Genomic DNA, 22,914 nt, shown 5'->3' with positions numbered 1-22,914 from the left:
GCTGGCCCGGATCGACCAGGCCGTCGACCTGGCGGCCGGGTTCGCCGCCGACCTGGCCGGTACGCTCGCCGCCGCAGCCGCGCGGCTGCGTGACGACCTGACCGGGGTCACCGCTGCAGTCGACGGGTCGGCGGCCCTGGCCGGTGCCCGACCGATGGCACTGCGTGCGGCGCACGCCCTGGCCGCCGCGCTGCTCGTCGAGCAGGCCGCCCCCACCGACATCGGCGGCGAGGGCGAGGGCGTCGCGGCCCGCGTCGCGGCCCGGCTGTGGGCGCGCCGCTGGTTGGCCGGCGACGACATCGCCGTCGACGCCCACCGGCACCTGGAACTGCTCAGTCGGATCTGACCGACGGTCGTCCCGCGACTACCCGGGCCGCGAATAGTGTGTGTCGGCGCGCGCGGCGGCGTCCGGCGGTGCACGATCACTGTCATGGGTTCGTTGGAGATCAGCCCGACGGTCTGGATCGTCACGATCGTCGTCATCGTCGCGTTGCTCGCGCTCGACCTGGCGGTCGCGGCGTGGCGCCCGCACGCCGTCGGCTTCGGTGAGGCCGTCGCCTGGTCGGTGTTCTACGTCGCCGTGGCCATCGTCTTCGGGTTGATCTTCATGGCCTGGGCCGGCAGCGGCTACGGCACCGAGTACTTCGCCGGCTACCTGGTGGAGAAGAGCCTGTCGGTCGACAACCTGTTCGTCTTCGTCATCATCATCAGCACCTTCGCCGTACCGGAGGAACACCAGCACAAGGTTCTCACGTTCGGCATCATCGCGGCGCTGATCATGCGGGCGATCTTCATCGCCGCCGGCGCGACCCTGCTGAACCTGTTCTCCTTCATGTTCCTCGTCTTCGGCCTGCTGCTGATCTTCACCGCGGTCCAGTTGTTCCGCCACCGCAACGAGGACCCGCAGGTCGACGACAACGTCCTCGTCCGCGCCACCCGCCGGGTCCTGCCGGTGGCCCCGGACTACGTCGACGGACGGCTGGTCACCCGCCTCGACGGCCGACGGGTCGTCACCCCGCTGTTCATCGTGCTGATCGCGATCGGCAGCACCGACCTGCTGTTCGCTCTCGACTCGATCCCGGCCGTGTTCGGCATCACCCAGGAGCCGTACATCGTCTTCGTCGCCAACGCGTTCGCCCTGATCGGGCTGCGGGCATTGTTCTTCCTGGTGAAGGGGCTGCTGGACCGGCTGGTCTACCTGTCGACCGGGCTGGCGCTGATCCTCGCGCTGATCGGCGTCAAGCTGATCCTGCACTGGGGGCACACCCTCGACGACCGGGTGCCCGAGGTGGAGACGCCGGTGTCGCTGGGCCTGATCCTGGTGATCCTGACCATCACCGTCGTCGCCAGCCTGATCAAGGTCCGCCGCGACCCGACCGCCCGCGCCCACGCCGGTTCGCTGCGGGCCCACGACGACCAGCGGCCCACCGCCGGCTGACCGCGCGGCCGACCCCGCCGGTCAGGTCCGCCGGTGGGGTCGTCAGCCGGTGGTCGCGGCCCGCGCCGACCGGGCGGCCGCGATCCGGTACGCCGGATCCCGGTCCAGGTTGTGCCGGTCCCGGTCGTAGCGCCGGGTGGTCCGGGGATCGGCGTGCCCCATCGCGTCCTGCACGTCCTCCAACGGCACGCCCTCGGCACGGGCGGTGGTGGCGAACGCGTGCCGCAGCGAGTGCGGCGACAACCGGTCCCACGCCGGCAGCCCGGCGGCCCTGGCCAGCCGGCGCACCAGCCGGAACACCGCGTGCCGGTCCAGCCGGGCCCCGGTGGCGGTGACCAGCAGCGGGCCGGTGAGCGCGTCGACCGTCGTCGCGGCCGCCCCGGCCCGCTCGTCGAGATAGGCGTCGAGAATTCGCGCGGTGTCCGGGGCGAGCGCCCGTCGCCTGGACCGGCCGCCCTTGCCGACGAACCGCACACTGCGGTGTCCGCGTTCGTGACCCAGGTCGGACACGTCCAGCGACACCAGTTCACCGACGCGCAGCCCGAGGTCGGCCAGCAGGGCCAGCACCGCGAGGTTGCGCCGGCCGCTGGGGCGCGGGTCGGCGCGGGCCGCCACGAACAACGCGTCGACCTGGTCGGGGGTGAGCCCGATCGTCGCCGAATGGTCCCGGTTGACGCGGGGCCGGTCGGCGTCGGTGACCGGGTTGGCCGGCACCGCCCGCAGCCGCACCAGGAACGCGTACCAACTGGACAGCGCCGACAGTTTGCGGGCCACCGTCGCCGGGGTCAGCAGCCGGCCGCTGCGCGGGTCGATCGTCGCCTCCAACGTCCGCGCGTAGGCGTTGACGTCGAGAAACGACGCTTGCAGCGGGTCGAGGTCCGCGCCAGCGCACCAGGTCAGCCAGCCGGCGACGTCGCGGCGGTACGCCTCCCGGGTGTGCGCCGACAACCGGCGGTTGCGCAGCCACGCATCGGTGAAGTCGGCCGGTGCCGTGGCGGCGGGCAGGGCCCGGTCGGTCGGCCGGGGGACGAGACCGGGGACGGCTGCGCGGCGCATCGCAGCAGGATGCCAAAACCGTACGGTGTCGGCGGTGCCGGCACGCCGTAGATGATGATCATTTCCCGCGAGCCCGGCGGTCCCTCGGTGTCGGCGGCGGCGCTGGACGCGCCGCGGCGTCGCCGCTCAGGACATCCGGATGATCTGGCCGGTGACGTAGCGGGCCTGGTGCGCGGCGAGCAGCACCACGACCTCGGCGACGTCCTCCGGCCGCGCGATGCGGCTCACCGGGCTGGCGCCGGTGACCTGCTGCTCGACCTCCGGGGTCACCCAGCCGGTGTCGGTGACCGGCGGCGCCACCACGTTGGCCGTCACCCCGTACGCCGCGAGTTCGGCGGCCGCCGACATCGTGTAGTTCTCCTGCGCCGCCTTGGCCGCCCCGTAGGAGACCTCCTCGGGGAAACCGTGCGGGCCGCCGGAGGTCAGCCCGACGATCCGCCCCCAGGTGGCCTTGCGGGCCAGGTGCCGGCGGGCGAACTCGGCGATCAGCAGCGCCGGGGCGCGGGCGTCGACGGCGAACTGCCGGTCGAAGGTGCCGGCGTCGACGTGGGTCAACGGCCGGCCGAACCGGTCCCGGCTGTCCGGGCGGAAGGTGTCACTGAGCCAGCCACTGGCGTTGTTGACCAGGATGTCGACCGGGCCGAACGAGGCAGCGGCCTCGTCGAACAACCGGGCCGGGGTGGCCGGGTCGGCCAGGTCCGCCTCGACGGCGACGGCCTTGCCGCCGGCGGCGACGATCCGGTCGACGACGCTGCGGGCGCTCTGGGCGCGGGCCCGGCCGTACTGGGCGGGAAACGACGGGTCGTCGGCGTAGGTGGCCGGGTCCATCCGCAGGTACGTGGCGAGCACCGCCGCTCCCTGGGTGGCCAGCGCGACGGCGATCGCCGCGCCGATGCCCTGGTTGGCGCCGGTCACGATGGCCACGTGGCCGGTCAACCGGGGATCGATCATGGCCGGGCCGGCTCCTCGCGGTGGTCGGGATACGGTGCTGCCGGTTCAGGATGCCGCCTCGGTCGCACCGCCGCGACCCGTTTCCCGCCGTGTCCCCCCGTCGGCGTCCCCCTGCCCGGCGGCAGGGAGACGCCGACGGGATGTTTCAGTTGACGAGCTGCCGGCGGCCGGTGTCGCCGACGCTGATCGAGACCCGACGCGGCTTGGCCCGCTCGGCGACCGGGATCCGCAGGGTCAGCACACCGGCCTCGTAGCCGGCCTCCAACTTGTCGGTGTCGAGAGTGTCGCCGAGGAACAGCTGACGGGTGAAGGTGCCCATCGGGCGTTCGGCGGCGACCAGTTCGACCTTGTCTCCAGTGGGACGCTTGCGCTCGGCGCGGACGGTGAGCACGTTGCGCTCCACGGTGCACTCGATGCTGTCCGGGTCGACCCCGGGCAGGTCGAACGCGGCGTAGAACCAGTCGCCGTCGCGGTAGGCGTCCATGTGCATCACGGCCGGACGCGCGCTGGTGCCGAAGAACTGCTCGGCGATCCGGTCGATCTCACGGAACGGGTCGGTGCGCATCAACATCGTCGGACCTCCTCACGGGTGCGAGCTCCCTTGCCTCTCGTACTTCTCAACTCCTGATGTTGAGCCCCTCAGACTCAACTTACTTATAGCTATAGCGCGCAACTCTGCCGTCGTCAACTTGTTCCGCGTACGTGACAAACCGGTCGACACCACGCCACCCGCGACGGCAGGATCCCCGCGTGCCCACCGACCGCGACGACCCGGCCGCCTCGACGGCCTTCGGCGACGACGACGCCACCGAGCAGCCGTTGACCGGCGGAAACGTCGCCGCCGCCGTGGTCCGCGTCGGGGACACCGTGCGCCGCCCCGCCGGCGAGTGGACCCCGGCCGTGCACGCCTACCTCACCCACCTGCACGACGTCAGCTTCGACGGCGCGCCCCGCCCGCTGGGCATCGACGACGCCGGGCGCGAGGTGCTGACCTACGTACCGGGAACGGTTCCCTGGCCGGACCGGTTCGACCTGCTCGGGCCCGACGCCGCGGTACGCCGGGTCGGTCGACTCCTGCGTGACCTGCACGACGCGGCGGCCAGCTTCACCCCGCCGCCGCACGCCCGGTGGCGACGGCTCATCCCACCCGACGGCACCGACCTGGTCGTCCACCACGACCCGGCCCCGTGGAACCTGGTCGTCGGCGACCGGTGGGCGTTCATCGACTGGGACACCGCCGCGCCGGGCACCCGGCTGTGGGACCTGGCGTACGCGGCCAAGAGCGTCGTGCCACTCACCGCCGACCCGGCGTGGCAGCCGGCCGACCCCGGCCGGCGGCTACGCGTCCTCGCCGACGGCTACGGGCTCGACGAGCGGCAACGCCGGGCGCTCGTGCCGCTGCTGACCCGCCGCGCCCGGTCGATGTACGAGTTCCTCGCCGCCCAGGCCGCCGTCGGCGCCGCACCGTGGACCCGACTGTGGCACGAGGGCCACGGCACCGTCTGGCGCGACGACGCCGCCTACATCCGGGCCCACCAGCGTCGCTGGGCCGACGCCCTACTCGGTTGACGCTCCGGCCCGCTGCTCCAACCGCTCCAGCCGGGCGAGGACCGGCGCCAACTCGCGGCGGACCAGGGCCGCGACGGCCTCCGCCCCGACCGGCGCGGCTCCCGCGCCCGCGCCGCCGGAGGCGGGCGAGGCACCGGCGGTCTGGGCACGCAGATGCGCGTACCCGACCAGGGCCGCCGCGACCGCCCGGCGGGTCGCCCGCAGGTCGGCACCGGACTCCCGCAGCACCCGTCCGGCGGCACCGTCCGGTTCGGCGACCAGTCCGAGCAGCAGATGCTCGCAGCCGACGTAGTTGTGCCCGAGCGCGGTCGCCTCGGTGACGGCCAGTTCCAGCGCGCCCGCCCCGGTGACCGACCACCGCGTCGGCGCGCCGGTCGCGTCCAGCGTCGCCGCCGCGTCCCCGGGCGCGCTGTCCGTCGTCGACCGGGCCGCCAGTGCGGCCGGCGACACGTCGAGCGTGCGCAGCACCCGTACGCCCAGGTTGTCGCCCTCGTCGAGCAGTGCCGCCAGCAGATGTCCGGTCCCGACCTCGGCGGCGCCGCCGGCCCGGGCCTGGTCCCGGGCCCGCAGCAGGACGTCGCGCAGCCGGCCGGTCAGGTGCGGCAGCCGCGCCGCCAACTGCTCGGCGTCGAGCTCGGCCAGGGGGATCGCCCGGACTGCGGTGACCCGCCGGACGGCCTGTTCGAGTGCCTGCTGGCAGACCGCCGACACCGGGATCCCGGTGTCGCGGACCGCGTCGGCGAGATCGTCGGGCAGGTAGACGTTGATTTTGGGCATGGTGTGGTCGCCTCTTCTCCGTGTCGGAGCAACCAGGACGCCCGCAAGCATAACCCCACCTGTAACCCTATTGGGGTTATGCTTGCGGGCGTCGGTCGGGTCAGCCGACCCGGCCGGGCCGCTCGTCGACCGGTGCCGGCGACCGGCCGGCACCGCGCGTGCTGCGCAGGCTCCACACGATCGACACGGTGATGGTGACGACGATGACGCCCAGGGTCACCGGGATCGGCAGCTTGCCGACCGGCGTCTCGGACAGGATCAGCTTCACTCCGGCGAAGGCCAGCAGGAGGGCCAGCCCGTAGTGCAGGTACACGAAGCGGCGCAGCAGCCCGGCGAGGCAGAAATAGAGGCTGCGCAGGCCGAGGATGGCGAAGGCGTTGGCGGTCCAGACGATGAACGTGTCGGTGGTGATGGCCAGGATCGCCGCCACCGAGTCGATGGCGAAGATGAGGTCGGTGGCCTCGACGGCGACGAGAACCACGAACAGCAGCGTGGCGACGCGCCGACCGTTCACGCGGGCGAAGAACCGGTCACCGTGGTAGGCCGGGTCGGTCGGGACGAGCCGGCGGACGAGGCGGACGACGGGGTTGCGGTCCGGCGGGGTCTGCTCGCTGTGGCGGAACGCCATCGTGTAACCGGTGTAGATGAGGAACGCGCCGAACACGTACGCCGTCCAGAAGAACGTCTCGAGCAGTTCGGCGCCGACGAAGATGAACACCAGACGGAACACCAACGCACCGATGACCCCCCAGAACAGCACCTTGTGCTGGTAGGCGGCCGGCACCGCGAAGTACGTGAAGATCAACGCGAAGACGAAGACGTTGTCGACCGACAGTGCCTTCTCGATCAGGTAGCCGGCATAGTACGTGCCGGCGACGTCGCCGCCCTGCCACGCCCACAGCAGCACCCCGAACAGCAGACCTGCGGCGATCCAGATCCCCGACCAGGTCAGGGCCTCGCGGAACTCGATGACATGGTTGTCGCGGTGCAGGTACAGATCGACCGCGAGCATCGCGGCGACCCCGACCATGACAGCGGCCCACACCCACCAGGAGACAGCCAACGCAGGACCTTTCGGTCGGCCGGACCCGCTGCCGCGGGCCGGCGCCACTGGTCGACAGTCTCCCCGGGACACCGCCGGTGGGCGGTGACCGCGCCACCGGGGCCCGGATCCGCCGGACCCGTACTGACGACAGCGCGTCGAACGCCGGGTACTCCCCCTCGAACTACGGTCAACTATTCACGAAGCACAGTTCGCCTGTCAAGGGGCGATCGGCTCGCCGACCGGTGGCGGCGGCCCATCCCCGGGACTTACGATGCGGTTTTCACGTCTCGTCGTACGTATGTGGACGCCGCCACCGCAGGAGGACCGCACCGTGTCAGGCACCGACGCGCCGCCGCCGGCACGCCAACGGAGCTGGACGTTCCTGACCAACCACGCCCACGTCCTACTCGCCATCGCCCGCGACCCCACCACCCGGCTGCGTGACGTCGCCGCCACCATCGGCATCACCGAACGCGCCGCGCAGGCCATCGTCGCCGACCTGGTCGCCGCCGGCTACCTGCGCCGCGAACGGGTCGGCCGGCGCAACCAGTACACGGTCAACCGCGCCGGGCACTTCCGCCACCCCGCCGAAGCCGACCGCAGCATCGGCGACCTGCTCAACCTGTTCACCGACTGACCGGCGCCGCCGCCCGCTCCCGCAGATAGGCGTCCAACTGCGCCGCCCCGACCAGCATCGCCCGGCCCCGCGCCGACAACCGGTCGCGCCAGCCCCGCAGCGTCGCCTCCAACGGGGCCACCCCGCCGGCGTCACGGACCTGCGCGATCAGCGGGGCGACCTGCGCCAACAGGTGGCCGCCCCGCCGCAACTGATGGATCAGCAGCACGTCCCGTACGTCGTGCGCGTCGTAGACGCGGTACCCGGTCCGCCGGTCCCGGCTCGGCCGGACCAGCCCGGCCGCCTCCCACTTGCGCAGCGTCGCCGGCCGCAGCCCGAGCCGGGCCGCCAACGGGCCGATGAACGTCCCGCCGGGCACCGGGGCGACCGGGGTCAGCTCGCGCAGCGCCGCCTCGACAGCCCGCACGGTACGCCGGTCCTCCCCCAACTGACAGTGGCTGTCGTCGATGATCCGCAACGCCTCGTCGACCGCGTCCCGGTTCACCGCCCGCATGACCGCCGTCGCCGTGGCGTGACCGTGCCCGCGTACCAGCGCGACGAACGTCCGCAGCGCCTGCGCGTGCAGCGGCGTGTAGCAGCGGTGACCGGCGGCGGTCCGCGCGGCCGCCGGCAGCACACCGGCGTCCTCGTAGTTGCGGACCGCCTGCGTGGACAGACCGTGCTCACGCGCCAGGTCCACCGGCCGCATCGACTCCCCCTCGTTTGAAGGTTCACCGGGCATCGACAGCGTGCCGGACACACAAACCTTCCACCGTCGATTCAACGATACCGTTGAAGCAATGACCATCACGGACCTGGCCCGCCCCGTCGACGGCGACGCCATCTCGGCGTTCCTGCGGGCACAGCCCACCCGCCCCCTGCTGCTCGGCCTCGGCGAAGCCCGGCACTTCGTCGGTGAACTGGGCGAACTACGCAACGAGATCTTCCGCCACCTCGTCACCCACGAGGGCTACCGGTCGATCGCCATCGAAAGCGACTGCCTGCGGGGCCTGCTCGTCGACGGTCACATCGCCACCGGCGCCGGCAGCATCGACGACGTCATGCGCGACGGCTTCAGCCACCAGTTCGGCACCTCGCCGGCCAACCGCGACCTCGTCCGCTGGATGCGGACCTACAACGACGACCACGACCACCAGCTGCGGTTCTTCGGCATCGACGGCCCACTGGAGTACTGGGCGGACAGCCCCCGGACGGCACTGACCGCCCTGCACGACCTGCTCGACGGCCCACTGCCCTGCACCCGGGAAACCCTCGACGCGCTACTGGGACCCGACGACCGCTGGTCGGACGAGGCCACCGTACGGGACCCGTCCCGGTCGATCGGCCGGTCCGCCGACGCCCGCCAACTCCGGCTGATCACCGACGACCTGCTGGCGCTGACCGACACCCAGCTGCCGCAGCTGGACCCTCCGCGCCGCGAACGGGCACAGCTGTACGGGCGTACCGCACTCGGTCTGCTGCGATACCACCACGCGATGGCCGACCCGTCCCCGGACCGACTGTCCCGACTGTCCGCGCTGCGCGACGCCATGATGGCCGCGAACCTGCTCGCCGCCGCCGACCACGGCCCCACCCTGGTCTTCGCCCACAACCTGCACCTGCAGCGCCACCCCGCCGTGCTGACCCTCGGCGACCAGCGGCTACGGATGTGGAGCGCCGGCGCGATCACCGCGACCCGCCTCGGTGACCGGTACGCCTACCTGGCCTCGGCCTTCGGCACGCTCGGCGACGACGCCCCGGCACCGGACACCGTCGAAGGTGCCCTGGCCATGCTGGGCTGGGACAACTGCCTCGTGGACGCCCACGCCCTGGCCCGCGCCCACGCCACAGCGGCGACACGGGTCAGCGAGGACTTCGCCTACTTCCCGCTCGACCCGGCCCAGCTCGACATGGTCGACGGCGTCGTCTTCCTCAACCAGGCCCGTCAGCTGCAGGACCCATGGTGACCCGGCGCGTCCCGCGACCCTGATCGCGCCAGTGGGCCGCGGCCAGCAGGTCCCGCACCAGCGACGCGGTCCGCGTACCGGGGTCGACCACCGCCAACCAGCCGGCGCCACCGTAGACGGGATGGGCGAACACGGTGTCGGCGGCTGCGGGATCGACCCCGGCCGGGTCCTGCCCGACGTGACGCCGCACCTCGTCGCGGCCCACGGCGATGTTGAGCCGGAACACCCCGGGCCGGTCCAGCCGCGACGACGTGTCACCGGGGTAGTCCTTGGTCACGATCGTCGCGAACGGCTGACGCCGGGCCGGGACCGTGCCGTCGGGTGAGACGTAGAAGAACGTGTCACCCCAGCTGATCGGCGGCGTGCCGTCGCCGACGGCCGGCCGCAGCACCAGTACGTCGTCGCCGAGGCCGGCGACGAAAGCGATGATCTCTTCCTGTGTCACCGTTCCAGCGTTACATTGCAGTGCTCGTGGAGACTTCACGCTCACGATCAGCGGTGAACGGGGCCGCATGTCTCCACTCGGGGGCCGTCGGTGCCCGCTCAGCGGCGCTGCGTACGGTCGACGTCGCCCGCCGGGCCGGGTACGGCGTCCAGCAGATCCGCAATCTGGAACGCGACGGCGTCCTGCCGCCGGCGCGTCGCACCGTCGCCGGCCACCGCATCTACGGGGAACTGCACCTGCGGTGCGCGCTGGCCTACCGGCACCTGGCCGCCGCGACGGCACCGGCCGACGCCCGCCGGATCGTCACCGCAGCACACCAGGGCACGCCCGCCGTGATGCTCGCGCTGCTCGACGCCGTACACGCCCGGCTGGACACCGAACGCGCCGCCCTGCGCCGGGCTCAACTGGCCGCCGAGGCCATCGCCGCCGAACCGATCACCGACGTACGGGTGTCCGACGCGATGGGCATCTCCGAACTCGCCGCCGCCCTCGGCGTACGCCCGTCGACCCTGCGGCACTGGCACGCCGAAGGTCTCGTCGTGCCCGACCGGGCCGGCACCACCCGGCGGTACACCCCGGAGCAGGTCCGCGACGCGCGGATCGTGCACCAGCTGCGGGCCGCCGGCTACCGGGTCGCGCCGCTGCGCGCACTGATGCCGCAGCTACGGACCGCCCGCAGGTCGGCCGACGTCCGTACCGCGCTCGCGGCCCGCGACACCGCGATCACCGCTCGGTCCCGGGCCCTGCTCGACGCCGCCGCCGAGCTCGGTACGGTGTCGACCCTCACCGCCGCCCGGGAACCTGTGTCGTGATGAGCCCCTACCAGCGCGCGATCGGTCGGCCCACCGCTGGATCCGACGGTCCCGGTCACCGTCAACTTCCACCCCGACCGCCTCGCCGGGCACCGTACCGTCATCGACGCCCTCGCCGACGACGGCCGGTACCTGTCCCAGTTCGTCACCGCGATCAGCAACGGCGGGCTGACCGCCCACCCCGGCGGTGACCGGTGGCGCTGGGAGAGCACCATGTTCGGCGGTGCCTACGACGACGCGCCCGCGCACCACCGACCGGTGTACGGGGCGCTCGACCCGCGCCACCGGCCCGGGGGCGCGGCGCCCCGGTTCGGCTCGTGTCACCTGAGGCTGTCGCCGACCGTGCTGGACCGGTGCACCTTCTGCTATCCGGACAGCGTGTTCGACCCGACCATGTTCGGTGTCGCCGCCTCCTGCGCGTTGGTCGACCTGCTGGCCGCCGCCGCACACGACGACCCGCTCGACGCCTACGTCGAGGCTCAGGTGCACGGCCCGGTCCGTCTCGACCGCGACGTCGCCGCACTGGTCCTCGACCCGTCGTACCGGGACACCCCGGTGGAGGCCGCCGCCCGGCGGTCGTCCTGCCCGCTGGAATGGCACCGCGGCTTCCAGCTGGACGTCGCCACACTGCGCCGCCACCACGACTACCGGGGCGCCCGGTACGTCGACCTCGGCGTCCGGCTCGCCGTCGACGGCACGCTCACCCCACGGATCATCGGCGACGCCGCCCGCACCGGCGGCGTAGTGGACGTACTCGCCGGGGCTGCCGAGGGTGGCGGCGGCGGACGAGACGTTGACGATGGCGCCGCCGGCGCCCATCCGGCGGGCGGCCTGCTGGGCGCAGAGGACGTACCCGATGAGGTTGACGTCCACGACCCGGCGCAGGTCGTCGACGGTGAGGTCGACGAAGGGTCCGATCCGGCTGGTGACGCCGGCGTTGTTGACCAGGCCGGTGAGCGCGCCGAGGTCGGCGGCGGCGTCGAACAGCGCGGCGACCCCCGCCGGATCGGTGGTGTCGACGGCGACCGTGACCGCCCGGCGGCCCGCCGCCTGCACGTCGTCGCGGACCGCGTGGGCGGCGGCGGCGTCGCGCCGGTAGCCGATGACGAGGTCGTGTCCGGCGGCGGCGAGGCGGCGTACGGTGGCCGCGCCGATCCCCCGGCTGCCGCCGGTGACCACGGTGACCGGTGCCATGGTGTCCCCTCTCCCCTGCGGTGTGTCGTCGGCGGTGACGTTACCGCCGACGTCGCGGGGCAATAGGACAGGTATGGCGGGTAGGCGTGCGGTGGTGCTGGGCAGCGGCGGGGTGACCGGGGTGGCCTGGCAGATCGGGGTGTTGGCCGGGTTGGCGCGGGCCGGGGTGGAGTTGGGCGTGGCGGATCTGGTGGTCGGTACCTCGGCGGGCGCGGTGGTGGGTGCGCAGCTGCGCTCGGGGGCGGATCTGGATCAGCTGTACGCGGGGCAGCTGGTGGCCGGTGAGCCGTCGACGGACCGGATGGGTCCGGGTGCGGTGTCGTGTCTGCTGTGGGCGGCGGTGTGCAGCGGGGACGGGCGGCGGGCGCGGGCGCGGATCGGCCGGTACGCGGCGGCCTTCGCGGCGGGGTCGGCGGTGTCGCGGCGGCCGGTGTTCGAGGAGGCGTTGCCGGTGTGGTCGTGGCCGGAGCGGCCGTTGTGGGTGACGGCGGTGGACGCCGAGACGGGTGAGCTGGTGGTGTTCGACGGGTCACGGCCGGGGGTGGACCTGGTCGACGCGGTGTCGGCGAGTTGCGCGGTGCCGGGGGTGTGGCCGCCGGTGGTGGTCGGTGGGCGGCGGTTGATCGACGGTGGGATGCGGTCGGCGGCGAACGCGGATCTGGCGGCGGGGTACGCGTCGGTGGTGGTGTTGGCGCCGATCACGTGGGGGTTGGGCTGGTTGGCGCCGGTGGCGCGGCAGGTGGCGGGGTTGTCGGGGCAGGTGGTGGTGGTGTCGCCGGACCGGGCGGCGAGGCGGGTGATCGGGCGGCGGTTGCTGGATCCGGCGCGGCGGCCGGGTGCGGCGCGGGCGGGGTGGCGGCAGGGGTCGGCGGCGGCCGGCCAGGTGGGTCGGGTGTGGTCGGGTGGTGCCGCGTCGGGGTGAGCGGGGGTGGTGGGGTGCGGTCGGCGGTGTCGGCGGCGGCTGGTAGGAAGGCAGCACTCAAACAGGTGTACGGACGGAAAGGGTGCTGATGGTTGCCGCGGGCGCTGGTGCGGGTGGGTTGTCGGACGAGGAGTTGGGGGTGATCCGGGAGGCGGTGGCTGCTGGGCGTAAGCCGAAGGTGATGTTCACCGAGTCGGCGGGGCAGATCGCCGGGCAGGTGGGTCAGGTGGTGGGCCTGGCGGATCCGGCGGTGTCCGACGAGTGGGTGGTGGTGCGGTTCGGTCGTGACGAGTTGCCGTTCTCCCCCGGTGATCTGGTGGTGGCGCCGCGGGGTGCGGGTGCGCGGCGGCCGGCGGCGGAGCCGGTGGTCGACCCGGTGCCGGTGGTGCCGGAGCCGGAGTTCAAGTTGGGTGAGCCGCCGGTGGTGGTGCCGGCGCGGCGGGAGCAGGTGGAGGAGTCGACGGTGGACGAGGGTGCGCAGCGCCCGGCGCGTCGGGCGGCGAAGGCGGTGAAGCCGAAGGCGCCGGCCGGGTTGACGGTGACGTTGGCGTATGCCGACGGTGAGTGGACGGTGGCGGCGGCGCAGGGCGCGAAGGCGTTGGCGAAGCCGTACGTGATCCGGCCGGCGGAGGCGTTGAAGATGGTGGCGTTGGTGGATGTGCCGGGGGTGCATGAGGCGGTGGAGCAGATCCTGGCGTCGGAGCGGGCCGAGGCGCAGCGGCAGGCGGAGAAGTTGCGGGCGGAGTTGGCGGAGGTGGAGGCGCGGTTGGCGGAGTTGCCGGAGGTGGGTTGACGTCGGGCCTGTGGGTGGTGCCCCCGGTGGTTGGTCGCGCCGGGGGCACCGTCGTGTGCGGGTCGGTGGCTGGTGGAGTCAGTGGCTGGGTTGGTCGGTGACGTGGACGCGGTGGCGGAACACCCAGTAGGTCCAGCCCTGGTAGAGCAGGACGACGGGGGTGAGTGCGGCGGCGACCCAGGTCATGATCGTCAGGGTGTAGGTGGTGGAGGCGGCGTTGGTGGTGGTCAGGGTGCCGGCGGGGTCGCCGGTGGAGGGTAGGACGGTCGGGAACAGGGCGGTGAACAGGGCGGCGACGGCGAGGCCGATGGCGGTGGCGGTGCCGGTGAAGGCCCAGCCTTCGCGGCGTACCTGGTTGGCGGCCAGGCCGGCGACGAGGGCGAGGGCGGCGGTGACGGCGAGGACGACGGCGGTGGGGTTGGCGCGGATGGTGAGGGTCCAGGTGAGGAATCCGACGGCGAGCGCGGCAGCGGTCAGGCCGGTCCAGGTGGCGACGCGGCGGGCGCGGTGGCGCAGGTCGCCGGTGGTCTTGAGGGCGAGGAAGACGGCGCCGTGGGTGACGAACAGGGCGGTGGTGGTGGCGCCGCCGAGCAGGGCGTAGGGGTTGAGCAGGGTGAGCAGGGTGCCGGTGTATTCGTGGTCGGCGTCCAGGGGTACGCCGCGCACGATGTTGGCGAAGGCGACGCCCCAGAGTGCGGCGGGTAGCAGTGAGCCGATGAAGATGGCGTTGTCCCAGCGGCGGCGCCAGTGGGGTTCGTCTCGTTTGTCGCGGTATTCGAAGGCGACGCCGCGCAGGATGAGGGCGATGAGGATGAGCAGTAGCGGTAGGTAGAAGCCGGAGAACAGGGTGGCGTACCACTCGGGGAAGGCGGCGAACATGGCGCCGCCGGCGGTGATGAGCCAGACCTCGTTGCCGTCCCAGACGGGGCCGATGGTGGTGATGGCGGCGCGTCGTTCGGGTTCGGTGCGGCCGATGAGGCGGGCGAGGATGCCGACGCCGAAGTCGAAGCCTTCGAGGATGAAGTATCCGGTGAAGAGTACGGCGATGAGCCCAAACCAGACGGTGGTGAGTTCCACGAGGGGTCTCCGGGGTGGTCAGTGGGTGGCGGCGAGGGGCCGGTCGAGGGTGGTGTCGTCGTCGGTGTCGTCCGGTGGGGGTGGGTCGGTGAGGTCGGGCAGTCCGTTTCGGGCGTAGCGGATGAGGAGCTTGACCTCGATGACGGCGAGGGTGGCGTAGATGAGGGTGAAGGCGGTGAAAGAGGTGAGGACTTCGGTGAGGGAGACGCTGCGGCTGACGCCGTCGCGGGTGAGCATTTCGCCGAAGACGATCCAGGGTTGGCGGCCCATTTCGGTGAAGATCCAGCCGAAGGTGTTGGCCAGTAGTGGTAGGACGGGCAGGGTGAGGCCGGCGCGCAGCAGCCAGCGTCCGGTGGGGGTGCGGCCGCGGCGGGTGGTCCACAGGGCCCAGAGGGCGATGGCGGCGGTGGCGAGGCCGAATCCGATCATGAAGCGGAAGCTCCAGTAGGTGACGGGGATGATCGGGGTGTAGTTGCCGGGGCCGTACTGGGCGGCGTACTGGGCCTGCAGGTCGTTGATGCCCTGGACCTGGCCGGTGGGGTCGCCGGTGGACAGCCAGGACAGCAGGTACGGGATCTTGAGGGCCCAGATTTCGCGGCTGCCGTCGAGGGTGCCGACGGTGACGACGGAGAAGGAGGCGGGGCTTTCGGTGGTGTAGAGGCCTTCGGCGGCGGCCATCTTCATGGGCTGGACCTGGGTCATGATCTTGCCTTGGATGTCGCCGGTGATGATGACGGCAGCGGTGGCGGCCAGGGTGGTCCAGGCGCCGATCTTGGTGGCGGTGCGGAAGGCGGGGGTGTCGGGGCCGTCGGGGTGGCGGATGAGGTGCCAGAGGGCGACGGCCAGGACGAGGGCGCCGGCGACCATGAAGCAGCCGGCGAGGGTGTGCGGGAAGGTGATGAGGGTGACCTTGTTGGTGAGTACGGCGATGAAGTCGGTGAGTTCGGCGCGGCCGGTGTCCGGGTTGATGCGGTAGCCGACGGGGTTCTGCATCCAGGAGTTGGCGGCGAGGATGAACCAGGCGCTGATGATGCTGCCGAACGAGGCGAGCCAGATGGTGGCCAGGTGCAGGGCTTTGGGGAGCCGGTTCCAGCCGAAGATCCACAGTCCGAGGAAGGTGGATTCGAGGAAGAAGGCGAGCAGGGCTTCGATGGCCAGGGGTACGCCGAAGATGTCGCCGACGAACCGGGAGTAGTCGCTCCAGTTCATGCCGAACTGGAATTCCTGGACGATGCCGGTGACGATGCCCATGGCGAAGTTGATGAGGAACAGTTTTCCGTAGAACTTGGTGAGTTTGAGGTAGCGGTCGTCGCCGGTGCGGTGCCAGGCGGTCTGCAGGATGGCGACGAGCAGGCTGAGGCCGATGGTGAGTGGGACGAACAGGAAGTGGTAGACGGTGGTGACACCGAACTGCCAGCGGGCTATGTCGAGCGCGTCCACGGCTCCCCCATCTAGTTACTACAAGGCGTAGTACATACTACGGCCTGTCGTGGAACGGGCCAGGGGCGGTGGTCCCGACGGGAGAGGGCCGTCGGTCCCGACCCTCGCGGGACGGTCGGCACGGGGCGCCCGTGGCGGGCCGGACTGTGCGACGATCGACCGCTGATGGACACCCCCACTCCCCCTGCCCCGACGCCCTGGCGGCCGCCGCCGCTGTGGCGGCTGCTGCAGGTCGCCGCCCGGATCGTCGTCGGGCTGCTCGCCCGGCTGCGGGTCACCGGCGACGTACCGGACGCGCTGCGGCACGGACCGCTGATCCTGGCCGCCAACCACATCAGCCCGTTCGACCCGGTCGCGCTCGCCGCCGCCTGCCGCGTGCGGCGGGTCGCCCCCCGGGTGCTCGCCACCGGCGGGCTGTTCCGGGCCCCGGTGGTCGGCCCGGTGATGCGCCGCGCCGGGCACATCCGGGTCGACCGGCGCACCGACACCGTCGCCCAGGCGCTCGACGCCGCCGTGGCGGCCGTCGCTGGCGGCGCGGTGGTCCTGGTCTACCCGGAAGGGCGCATCGGTCTCGACCCGTGGATGTGGCCCGAACGCGGCCGCACGGGTACCGCGCGGCTCGCGCTGGCCAGCGGCGCGGTGGTGGTGCCGGTGGCCCAGTGGGGGGCCCACGAGGTGCTGCCGTGGGCGGCACCCCGCGGCCTGGGCCGCGCGGTGCTACGGGCGGTGCTGCGCCGCCCGGTGGTCCGGGTCCACTTCGGCGCCCCGGTGGACCTGTCCGGGGTCGACCCGGCGCGGCCGGGCGCCGCGCAACGCGCGACCCAACGGATCATCGACGCCCTCACCGACGAGTTGGCGGCGTTGCGCCCGGACGAGCCGCAGGCACCCCGGCACGTCGACGTGACCCGACCGGTCGACGTGAGTCGGCGACACCGCCGGGGCCGGGTCGACGCGGCGGACGACGCCCCGGCCGCCGGCCAGGCACCGGACGGCGGCTGACGGCGCCGTACCCGGTGCCGGTTCAGCGGGAGCGTTGCCGCAGGTAGGCCAGGACGGCCTCGCGGGTGGTGCGGACCCCGAACGCCGCGCGGGCCTGCGCGATGCGGCGGTTCGCGGTCCGCAACGACAGGAACTCGGCGGCGGCGGCCGCGGCGATCGTCTCGCCGTTGGCGAGCCGGTCGAGCAGGGCCCGCTGCTCCGGCACCAGGACGGAGTCGACCGGTGACGCCGGCGGGCCGACGTCACCGTGGCGCAGCACCGGGCCGAGCCGGCCGAGGTCGTCGACCAGGGCCCGACCGACGTCGCCGCCCGGGTCGACCACCGCGACGACGGCGGCACCCCGGGCGGCGGCCAGCGCCACCAGGGCCACGGTGTCGGCGTCGGTGACCCGGCCGTGCAGGGCCAGTCGGGCGGCGGTCAGGTCCCAGGCGGCCTCGGTCAACGCGAAGCCTTCCCGGACGGTCCAGCCGTCGCGGGCGAGCCGCCGCAGAACGGCGTTCGCCTCGGTGGAGCTGGACAGGACGTAGCGCGGCGGTGCGCTCATCGGTCGGTCTCCATGGCCAGGGCGGCTGCTTCGGTGCGGGTGCGGGCACCGAGTTTACGCATCCCGGCCCGGACGTGGGTTTCCACGGTTTCGGTGGAGATGCCGAGTTGGCCGGCGATGCGGCGGGTCGGCTCGCCCTGGGCGACCAGCCGCAGCACGTCACGTTCCCGGCCGGTGAGCAGCTCACCGTCGCGGGTGCCCCGGTCGTCGCGGCGTACCGCGTGCCGGCGCAGCGCACGTCGGCAGCGGCCCAGCAGTACGACCAGGCCGGCGCGCGCGGCGATGCGTTCCGCGGCGAGCAGGGCGGGCACCGCGCGGTGCGGGTCGGCTTCGTGCAGGCCCTGGGCGAGCAGGCAGCGGACCTGTTCGCGAACGCTGACGTCGGGCCAGGTGGCGGCGGCGGCGCCGAACCGGCGCGGGTCGGCCGTCGACCAGGCGGCCAGCGTCGCCGCTACCGGTGCCGGCAGCGTCGGTGGTGTCCCGGCGGCCGGCGGCGGTGTCACCGTGGGGGTGTCGTGGGCGGCCCAGTGGGCGGTGATCCGCCGCAGTCCGTCGACCAGCGGTGACGCGCTCGGCGCAGCGGCGGCACCGGTGGTCGGGTCGGTGCCGGCAGGCGCGGCGGCTCTGTCGGGTTGACCGTCGAGCCAGGCCGCTTCCCGGGCGACCCAGTCCAGCAGGCCCGGCGGCGGCGCGGTCGCGGTGGTGGCGGCGGCGAGCCGGGCCCGGGCGGCCGCGAGCAGTCCGCCGTCGGCTTCGAGCAGGCCCGCCGTGGCGGTGGCGTAGCGGTGGGCGGTGGCGGGCAGGGTGCGGTCGGTGAGGTCGGCGGCGGCGCGCAGCAGCGCGTCGGTGGCGGTGGGCAGTGTGTCGGTGGGTGCGGGCGGGTCGTCGCCGACCGGGCCGGGCTGGTCCCCTGCCGACGGTTCACCGCGCAGTGCCAGGCACCACAGGCGGGCGGCGAGGAAACGGGTCTGCCAGCTGTAGGCCAGGTCGGCGGCGCAGGCGGCCGCGGCGGCGGTGGCGGCGTGCGCGGCCTCGGCGAGCCGGCCGTCGCCGGTGAGGGTCTCGACCAGCTGCCAGGCGCTCCACCGGGCGGTCAGCAGGTCGCCGTCGGCGGCCGCCGCGGCGGCGGTGCCGGCGAGCCGGTGTTCCCAGCCGGGGGTGCGGTCGGCGGCGGCGACGGCGGCCAGCGCCGCGCGCAGGCCGACGTGGGTCGGCGTGGCGCCGTGGCGGGCGGTGACGGCGGCGGCACGGCGGGCCGCCGCCGTCGGGTCGACGGCGAGGTCGGCCAGCAGCAGCACCCGGTCGGCGGTCGCGGCGGGCGGCGACGTGGCGGCCGGGTGGTCGGTGACGCGGGCGGCCAGGGCGGCGGCGGTGGCGCGGGCGGCGGCGAGCTCCCCGGCCTGCAGCAGCGCTTCGGCGCGCAGGGCGGCGACCTCGTCGCTGACGTCGGAGTCGGCGGCGTCGAGCAGGGTCAGGGCGTGGCGGGGCCGGCCGGTGGTCAGGGCGGCCCGGGCCGCGTCGAGCCGCACGGTGGCGGTGGCGGCGGGCTGGTCGCAGGCGAACAGCAGCGCCTCGGCGCGGGCGCCGCCGGTGGTGGCGTCGGCGGCAGCGGTCACGGCCCGCTGGTAGGCGGCGTCGGTGTCGCCGGCGGCGGCGAGGTGCCGGGCGGCTTCCAGAGGGTCGGTGACCAGGTCGGCGAGGCGTCGGTGCAGGGCTCGGCGGCTGGCGGCGTCGAGCAGGCCGGCGGCCACGTCGGCCTGGTACGGCGACACCGGGGTGATCAGGCCGGTGGCGGCGGTGACCAGGCCGGCGTCGGTGAGTTCGGCGACGCCGTCGCCGAGAGCGGCGGCGGGTGCCGGCCGGCCGAGCAGGCCGAGGGCGGCCAGGGCGGTGCGGGCCGGCCGGGTGAGGTCGGCCAGGGCGGCGGCGACGGCGTAGGCGACCTGGTCGAGGTCGGTGGTGTCGGGTGGCGGCGGCGAGGTGCGGGCGGTGCGGTGGCGGGCCAGGGCGGTGGCGGCCAGCGGGTTGCCGCCGGCGCGTCGGGCCAGGTCGGTGACGGTCGCCGGGTCCAGGCCGGGGGCGGTACGGCGGATCAGGTCGGCGGTGGCCGTCGGGTCCAGCGCCGGGAGCGCCAGCCACAGGGCGTCGCCGTCGCGCAGCGGGTCGATGGCGGCGGCGGGCAGCGGGTGCGGGGTGCGCAGGGCGACGACGACCCGGCAGTGGCGGGCCACGGCGGGCAGGGCGGCGACGGTGACCGGGTCGGCCCACTGCAGGTCGTCGAGGACGAGCAGGCCGTGGCGTACCCGGGAGCGGACCGCCTCGGCGAGCAGCGCCACGTCGTGGGTGGGTAGCCGGACCCGCAGGGCGTGGCTGAGGGGGAACGCGGGGACGTGGCGCAGGGCGGTGAGAGCGCCGCCGGGGTGGACCGGGCCGGGCGACGCCGTGGCGACGCGGCGCAGCGTGGTGGTGCGGCCGCTGCCGGGCACGCCGGTGATGACGACGAGGCCGGGGCGGGTGAGCCGGGCGGCGGCGGCCGCCGCCACGTCGGTGGCGTGAGCGCCGTCGGCTGGTTGCCGCACCCGTCCTCCCCCGCTTTTCCGGCTCGTGGCCCTCCCCGGGCGAAGGTGGCACGAACATGGGATCCTGCGCCGGAGAGGATATTCGTACTGTGGATGTCGGTGGTGGGCGCACCACCGCGTGCCGTGCTGTCGGGAGGACGACCAGCGAGATGAGCGGGTACCACCGTTGGGCGTGGCGTCATTGTCGCCGACCCTGTGGGGCGGTGACCAATCCGTGGGTGCGGGGCCGTTGAGCAGCCGGGTCGCGGCGTTGTGTGACGAGGTGGGTCCCCGGGTGGGTGCGCCGACCGGTGGTGAGGTGGCGCGGGTCCGGCGGCGGTTGGACGAGCCGCTGCGGGTGGCGATCGCCGGGCGGCTCAAGGCGGGCAAGTCGACGCTGGTCAACGCGTTGATCGGGCGGCGGGTGGCGCCGACGGAGGTTGGTGAGTGCACCCGGGTGGTCACCCAGTTCCGGTACGGCACCGCCGACCGGGTGGACGTGGTGCGCCGCGACGGCGTACGGGTCAGTCTGCCGTTGGATCCGACGGGGATGATCCCGCAGCGGCTGGGGGTGCCGACGGCGCGGATCGCGTTCGTCGACGTCACCTTGACCAGTGACCATCTGCGGGAGTTGACGGTGATCGACACGCCGGGGCTGTCGTCGGCCAGCACCGGGGTCAGTGACGCGGCGCGCCGGTACCTGTTCGCCGGTGCCGGCGCGGACTCCCCAGACGCAGGTGAGGCGACGGCGCCGTTCGACGCCGGGATCGACGACGACTCCGTCGGGGCGGTCTCCGGCGCCGAGGCGATCGTGTACGTGTTCACCCAGTCGGTGCGTGACGACGACGTACGGGCGTTGGAGGCGTTCCGGGCGGTGTCGGCGCGGTTGTCGAGCAGCCCGATCAACTCGGTCGGGTTGTTCAACAAGGTCGACAAGTTGGTGGCCGGTGGTGCCGATCCGTGGCCGGTGGCGGCGCCGCTGGCCGCCGACCAGACGCGGGTGCTGCGTCGGATCGTGTCGGACGTGGTGCCGGCGGTCGGGTTGCTGGCGGAGACGACCGAGGCGGGCCGGTTGACGGCGGCCGACTGTGAGGCGTTGCGGACGTTGGCGCAGGTGCCGGCGGCGCAGTGGACGGTGCTGACCGCGTCGGTGGACCTGTTCGTGTCCCGGGACTGCCCGGTGCCGCGGGCGCAGCGGGAACGGCTGCTGGCGCTGCTGGACCTGTACGGGATCGGGTTCGCGGTGGCGCAGCTGCGGGCGGCGCCGCAGTTGGCGTCCGGGGACCTGGTGCGGGCGTTGTACGCGGCGTCGGGGTTTCCGCGGCTGCGGCACACCGTGGACGAGGCGTTCCGGTGGCGCACCGACGCGATCAAGGCCGGGTGGGCGTTGTCGACGCTGGAGAAGGTGGCCAGCCACACGGCGCATCCCGGTGACCGGGAGACGCTGCGCGACGCGATCGAGCGGCTGCTGCACCAGCCGGAGTACCACCGGCTGCGGCTGCTGGAGGTGGCGCAGCAGGTGACCACGGGCAGTGTGGAGCTGCCGGAGGCGATGGAGCAGGAGTTGACCCGGTTGGCGTTGTCGGCGGATCCGCGCTGGGTGCTGGAACTGCCGGCGGCGTCGGTGGAGCAGTTGGCGGCGGCGGCGGTGGAGGCGGCCACCCGGTGGCGGGTGTTCGCCGTCGCCGGGGCGTCACCGGCGCAGTCACGGGTGGCGTTGGTGGCCCACCGGGGGTTCCATCTGCTGTCGCAGCAGGTACGGGCGGTGCGCCGGTGAGCGGCGGGGCCGGGTCGGCGGCGTTGGGCACGTTGCTGACCGGGGCGGTCGACACGTGCCTGGGGTTCGTGCGTGGCCTGGACCCGGACGCGGCGGCGGAGATCGACGCCCAGCGGCGCCGGGAGGTGACCCGGCCGTCGGTGGTGGTCGTCGGGGAAACGAAACGTGGCAAGAGTTCCCTGGTGAACGCGTTGATCGGGGTGACCGGGTTGTCGCCGGTGGACGCGGCGGTGGCGACGTCGGCGTACCTGGAGTTCGACCACGGGCCGGTGACGGCGGCGCGGGCGTTCGTGCCGGGTGAGGCCGAGGCGGTGGACGTGCCGGTGGACCGGCTGCGGGACTGGGCCACGGTGTCGGGGGTGCTGCCGCAGGGGGCGCGTCCGCCGAGGCGGATCGCGGTGACCTGCCCGGCGCCGCTGCTGCGGTACGTGTCGCTGGTGGACACCCCGGGCGCGGGTGGGCTGGACCCGGCGCACACCGAGATCGCGTTGGACGCGGTGTCGCGGGCGGCGGCGCTGCTGTTCGTGGTGGACGCCTCGACCCCGTTCACCCGGCCCGAGCTGGATTTCCTGATCGAGGCGAGCAAGCGGGTCAACGTGGTGGTGTTCGCGTTGACGAAGACCGACGCTTACCCGGGTTGGCGCACGATCCTGGCCGACAACCGGGCCCAGCTGCAGGCGCACGCGCCCCGGTTCGCGGCCGCCGCGTGGTTCCCGGTGTCGGCGCGGCTGGCCGAGTTGGCGTTGACCCTGCCGGCGGCCGACGCCGGTGAACTGGTCGACGCCTCCCAGGTGGCGCCGCTGCAGCATGCGCTGATCGAGCTCGCCGGCAACGGTCACCTGTTGGCGCAGGCGAACGTGCTGCGGACGATCCGCAGCGAGCTGGTGCGGCTGGACCTGACGGTCGGGCAGCAGGTCGCCGCGTGTGACCCGGA

The 22,914-nt window shown here is 73.6% G+C and carries 22 protein-coding genes and 2 pseudogenes; 12 read left to right on the top strand and 12 right to left on the bottom strand.

Features of this window, described 5'->3' with window-relative positions; genetic code table 11:
* Positions 1-346 (top strand): hypothetical protein (locus ACN28F_RS00120; RefSeq protein WP_421356771.1); only part of this gene is annotated, 346 nt, incomplete at its 5' end.
* Between the two features lie 84 nt (positions 347-430).
* Positions 431-1,438, top strand: coding sequence for a TerC/Alx family metal homeostasis membrane protein (locus tag ACN28F_RS00115; protein ID WP_289206233.1), 1,008 nt, complete (start codon positions 431-433; stop codon positions 1,436-1,438).
* A gap of 42 nt (positions 1,439-1,480) precedes the next feature.
* On the opposite strand, the gene ACN28F_RS00110 is transcribed toward ACN28F_RS00115, so the two are convergent.
* The 3 genes from ACN28F_RS00110 to ACN28F_RS00100 all read right to left on the bottom strand — a co-directional run bounded on the left by ACN28F_RS00110 (position 1,481) and on the right by ACN28F_RS00100 (position 4,016).
* The gene (locus ACN28F_RS00110) at positions 1,481-2,494 is read right to left on the bottom strand and encodes a tyrosine-type recombinase/integrase (protein ID WP_289206234.1); all 1,014 of its coding nucleotides are present in this window, start codon (positions 2,492-2,494) and stop codon (positions 1,481-1,483) included.
* A gap of 126 nt (positions 2,495-2,620) precedes the next feature.
* A complete protein-coding gene (locus tag ACN28F_RS00105) occupies positions 2,621-3,445 on the bottom strand; it encodes an SDR family NAD(P)-dependent oxidoreductase (protein ID WP_289206235.1) in 825 nt (274 codons plus the stop codon).
* Between the two features lie 145 nt (positions 3,446-3,590).
* A complete protein-coding gene (locus tag ACN28F_RS00100; protein ID WP_289206236.1) occupies positions 3,591-4,016 on the bottom strand; it encodes an Hsp20/alpha crystallin family protein in 426 nt (141 codons plus the stop codon).
* Positions 4,017-4,195: 179 nt separating this feature from the next.
* On the opposite strand from ACN28F_RS00100, the gene ACN28F_RS00095 reads away from it, so the two are divergent.
* Positions 4,196-5,014 carry a phosphotransferase gene (locus tag ACN28F_RS00095; protein ID WP_421356770.1) on the top strand — a complete coding sequence of 273 codons (819 nt, stop codon included), beginning with the start codon at positions 4,196-4,198 and terminating at the stop codon, positions 5,012-5,014.
* Here ACN28F_RS00095 and ACN28F_RS00090 read toward each other — a convergent pair.
* Positions 5,003-5,791, bottom strand: coding sequence for a Clp protease N-terminal domain-containing protein (locus ACN28F_RS00090; RefSeq protein ID WP_421356769.1), 789 nt, complete (start codon positions 5,789-5,791; stop codon positions 5,003-5,005). The genes ACN28F_RS00095 and ACN28F_RS00090 overlap by 12 nt on opposite strands.
* A 100-nt stretch (positions 5,792-5,891) precedes the next feature.
* Positions 5,892-6,854 (bottom strand): TerC family protein, encoded by a 963-nt coding sequence (locus ACN28F_RS00085; protein ID WP_421356768.1) that lies wholly within the window; start codon positions 6,852-6,854, stop codon positions 5,892-5,894.
* Between the two features lie 313 nt (positions 6,855-7,167).
* Here ACN28F_RS00085 and ACN28F_RS00080 point away from each other — a divergent pair, with 313 nt between their 5' ends.
* A complete protein-coding gene (locus ACN28F_RS00080; protein WP_289206240.1) occupies positions 7,168-7,473 on the top strand; it encodes a helix-turn-helix transcriptional regulator in 306 nt (101 codons plus the stop codon).
* Here the strand turns inward: ACN28F_RS00080 and ACN28F_RS00075 are convergent.
* Complete coding sequence (locus ACN28F_RS00075) at positions 7,463-8,212, bottom strand: TioE family transcriptional regulator (RefSeq protein ID WP_421356767.1); 750 nt, start codon at positions 8,210-8,212, stop codon at positions 7,463-7,465. The two genes, ACN28F_RS00080 and ACN28F_RS00075, sit on opposite strands and share 11 nt — an antisense overlap.
* 40 nt (positions 8,213-8,252) lie before the next feature.
* On the opposite strand from ACN28F_RS00075, the gene ACN28F_RS00070 reads away from it, so the two are divergent.
* Positions 8,253-9,419 (top strand): erythromycin esterase family protein, encoded by a 1,167-nt coding sequence (locus tag ACN28F_RS00070; protein ID WP_421356766.1) that lies wholly within the window; start codon positions 8,253-8,255, stop codon positions 9,417-9,419.
* On the opposite strand, the gene ACN28F_RS00065 is transcribed toward ACN28F_RS00070, so the two are convergent.
* Entirely contained in the window at positions 9,385-9,864 is a 480-nt protein-coding gene (locus ACN28F_RS00065) for a DUF6194 family protein (protein ID WP_421356765.1), read from the bottom strand. The two genes, ACN28F_RS00070 and ACN28F_RS00065, sit on opposite strands and share 35 nt — an antisense overlap.
* 53 nt (positions 9,865-9,917) lie before the next feature.
* Between ACN28F_RS00065 and ACN28F_RS00060 the strand changes: the two genes are divergently transcribed.
* Positions 9,918-10,676, top strand: coding sequence for a MerR family transcriptional regulator (locus ACN28F_RS00060; protein WP_421356764.1), 759 nt, complete (start codon positions 9,918-9,920; stop codon positions 10,674-10,676).
* A 36-nt stretch (positions 10,677-10,712) separates the two neighbouring features.
* Positions 10,713-11,348: pseudogene (locus ACN28F_RS00055) on the top strand (DUF3626 domain-containing protein); the annotation flags it as partial.
* Positions 11,349-11,399: 51 nt separating this feature from the next.
* On the opposite strand, the pseudogene ACN28F_RS00050 reads toward ACN28F_RS00055, so the two are convergent.
* A pseudogene (locus ACN28F_RS00050) lies at positions 11,400-11,870 on the bottom strand (SDR family NAD(P)-dependent oxidoreductase); the annotation flags it as partial.
* A gap of 73 nt (positions 11,871-11,943) precedes the next feature.
* On the opposite strand from ACN28F_RS00050, the gene ACN28F_RS00045 reads away from it, so the two are divergent.
* Both ACN28F_RS00045 and ACN28F_RS00040 read left to right on the top strand, forming a co-directional pair.
* Positions 11,944-12,792 carry a patatin-like phospholipase family protein gene (locus ACN28F_RS00045; RefSeq protein ID WP_421356763.1) on the top strand — a complete coding sequence of 283 codons (849 nt, stop codon included), beginning with the start codon at positions 11,944-11,946 and terminating at the stop codon, positions 12,790-12,792.
* An 88-nt stretch (positions 12,793-12,880) separates the two neighbouring features.
* Positions 12,881-13,585 carry a hypothetical protein gene (locus ACN28F_RS00040; RefSeq protein ID WP_289210961.1) on the top strand — a complete coding sequence of 235 codons (705 nt, stop codon included), beginning with the start codon at positions 12,881-12,883 and terminating at the stop codon, positions 13,583-13,585.
* A 78-nt stretch (positions 13,586-13,663) separates the two neighbouring features.
* On the opposite strand, the gene cydB is transcribed toward ACN28F_RS00040, so the two are convergent.
* Together cydB and ACN28F_RS00030 are read right to left on the bottom strand one after the other, a co-directional pair.
* Positions 13,664-14,662 carry a cytochrome d ubiquinol oxidase subunit II gene (cydB, locus tag ACN28F_RS00035; protein WP_289206187.1) on the bottom strand — a complete coding sequence of 333 codons (999 nt, stop codon included), beginning with the start codon at positions 14,660-14,662 and terminating at the stop codon, positions 13,664-13,666.
* A gap of 18 nt (positions 14,663-14,680) precedes the next feature.
* Complete coding sequence (locus ACN28F_RS00030) at positions 14,681-16,102, bottom strand: cytochrome ubiquinol oxidase subunit I (RefSeq protein ID WP_421356762.1); 1,422 nt, start codon at positions 16,100-16,102, stop codon at positions 14,681-14,683.
* A gap of 165 nt (positions 16,103-16,267) precedes the next feature.
* Between ACN28F_RS00030 and ACN28F_RS00025 the strand changes: the two genes are divergently transcribed.
* Positions 16,268-17,101: a lysophospholipid acyltransferase family protein gene (locus ACN28F_RS00025; RefSeq protein ID WP_289206189.1), complete on the top strand. Its 834-nt coding sequence runs from the start codon at positions 16,268-16,270 to the stop codon at positions 17,099-17,101.
* Positions 17,102-17,123: 22 nt separating this feature from the next.
* Here the strand turns inward: ACN28F_RS00025 and ACN28F_RS00020 are convergent, their stop codons facing one another.
* Both ACN28F_RS00020 and ACN28F_RS00015 read right to left on the bottom strand, forming a co-directional pair.
* Complete coding sequence (locus tag ACN28F_RS00020) at positions 17,124-17,645, bottom strand: LuxR family transcriptional regulator (protein ID WP_289206190.1); 522 nt, start codon at positions 17,643-17,645, stop codon at positions 17,124-17,126.
* Complete coding sequence (locus ACN28F_RS00015; protein WP_421356761.1) at positions 17,642-20,224, bottom strand: LuxR C-terminal-related transcriptional regulator; 2,583 nt, start codon at positions 20,222-20,224, stop codon at positions 17,642-17,644. The genes ACN28F_RS00020 and ACN28F_RS00015 overlap by 4 nt, the downstream gene beginning before the upstream one ends.
* A 229-nt stretch (positions 20,225-20,453) precedes the next feature.
* Between ACN28F_RS00015 and ACN28F_RS00010 the strand changes: the two genes are divergently transcribed.
* Both ACN28F_RS00010 and ACN28F_RS00005 read left to right on the top strand, forming a co-directional pair.
* Entirely contained in the window at positions 20,454-21,980 is a 1,527-nt protein-coding gene (locus tag ACN28F_RS00010) for a dynamin family protein (RefSeq protein ID WP_289206192.1), read from the top strand.
* Positions 21,977-22,914: dynamin family protein (locus tag ACN28F_RS00005; protein ID WP_421356760.1), on the top strand; the 938-nt coding region annotated here is incomplete at its 3' end. The genes ACN28F_RS00010 and ACN28F_RS00005, both read left to right, overlap by 4 nt.

This window comes from Solwaraspora sp. WMMA2101, assembly GCF_049179175.1.
In the GTDB taxonomy this organism is placed as follows: Bacteria; Actinomycetota; Actinomycetes; order Mycobacteriales; family Micromonosporaceae; genus Micromonospora_E.
Note: the sequence above shows the minus strand (reverse complement) of the source record. Positions and strands in the feature narration are given on the sequence as shown.

Coding starts and splice junctions, on each gene's coding strand:
- ACN28F_RS00115 (WP_289206233.1), top strand. CDS start 431: ATGGGTTCGTTGGAGATCAGCCCGACGGTCTGGATCGTCACGATCGTC.
- ACN28F_RS00110 (WP_289206234.1), bottom strand. CDS start 2,494: ATGCGCCGCGCAGCCGTCCCCGGTCTCGTCCCCCGGCCGACCGACCGG.
- ACN28F_RS00105 (WP_289206235.1), bottom strand. CDS start 3,445: ATGATCGATCCCCGGTTGACCGGCCACGTGGCCATCGTGACCGGCGCC.
- ACN28F_RS00100 (WP_289206236.1), bottom strand. CDS start 4,016: ATGTTGATGCGCACCGACCCGTTCCGTGAGATCGACCGGATCGCCGAG.
- ACN28F_RS00090 (WP_421356769.1), bottom strand. CDS start 5,791: ATGCCCAAAATCAACGTCTACCTGCCCGACGATCTCGCCGACGCGGTC.
- ACN28F_RS00070 (WP_421356766.1), top strand. CDS start 8,253: ATGACCATCACGGACCTGGCCCGCCCCGTCGACGGCGACGCCATCTCG.
- ACN28F_RS00045 (WP_421356763.1), top strand. CDS start 11,944: ATGGCGGGTAGGCGTGCGGTGGTGCTGGGCAGCGGCGGGGTGACCGGG.
- ACN28F_RS00040 (WP_289210961.1), top strand. CDS start 12,881: ATGGTTGCCGCGGGCGCTGGTGCGGGTGGGTTGTCGGACGAGGAGTTG.
- ACN28F_RS00025 (WP_289206189.1), top strand. CDS start 16,268: ATGGACACCCCCACTCCCCCTGCCCCGACGCCCTGGCGGCCGCCGCCG.
- ACN28F_RS00020 (WP_289206190.1), bottom strand. CDS start 17,645: ATGAGCGCACCGCCGCGCTACGTCCTGTCCAGCTCCACCGAGGCGAAC.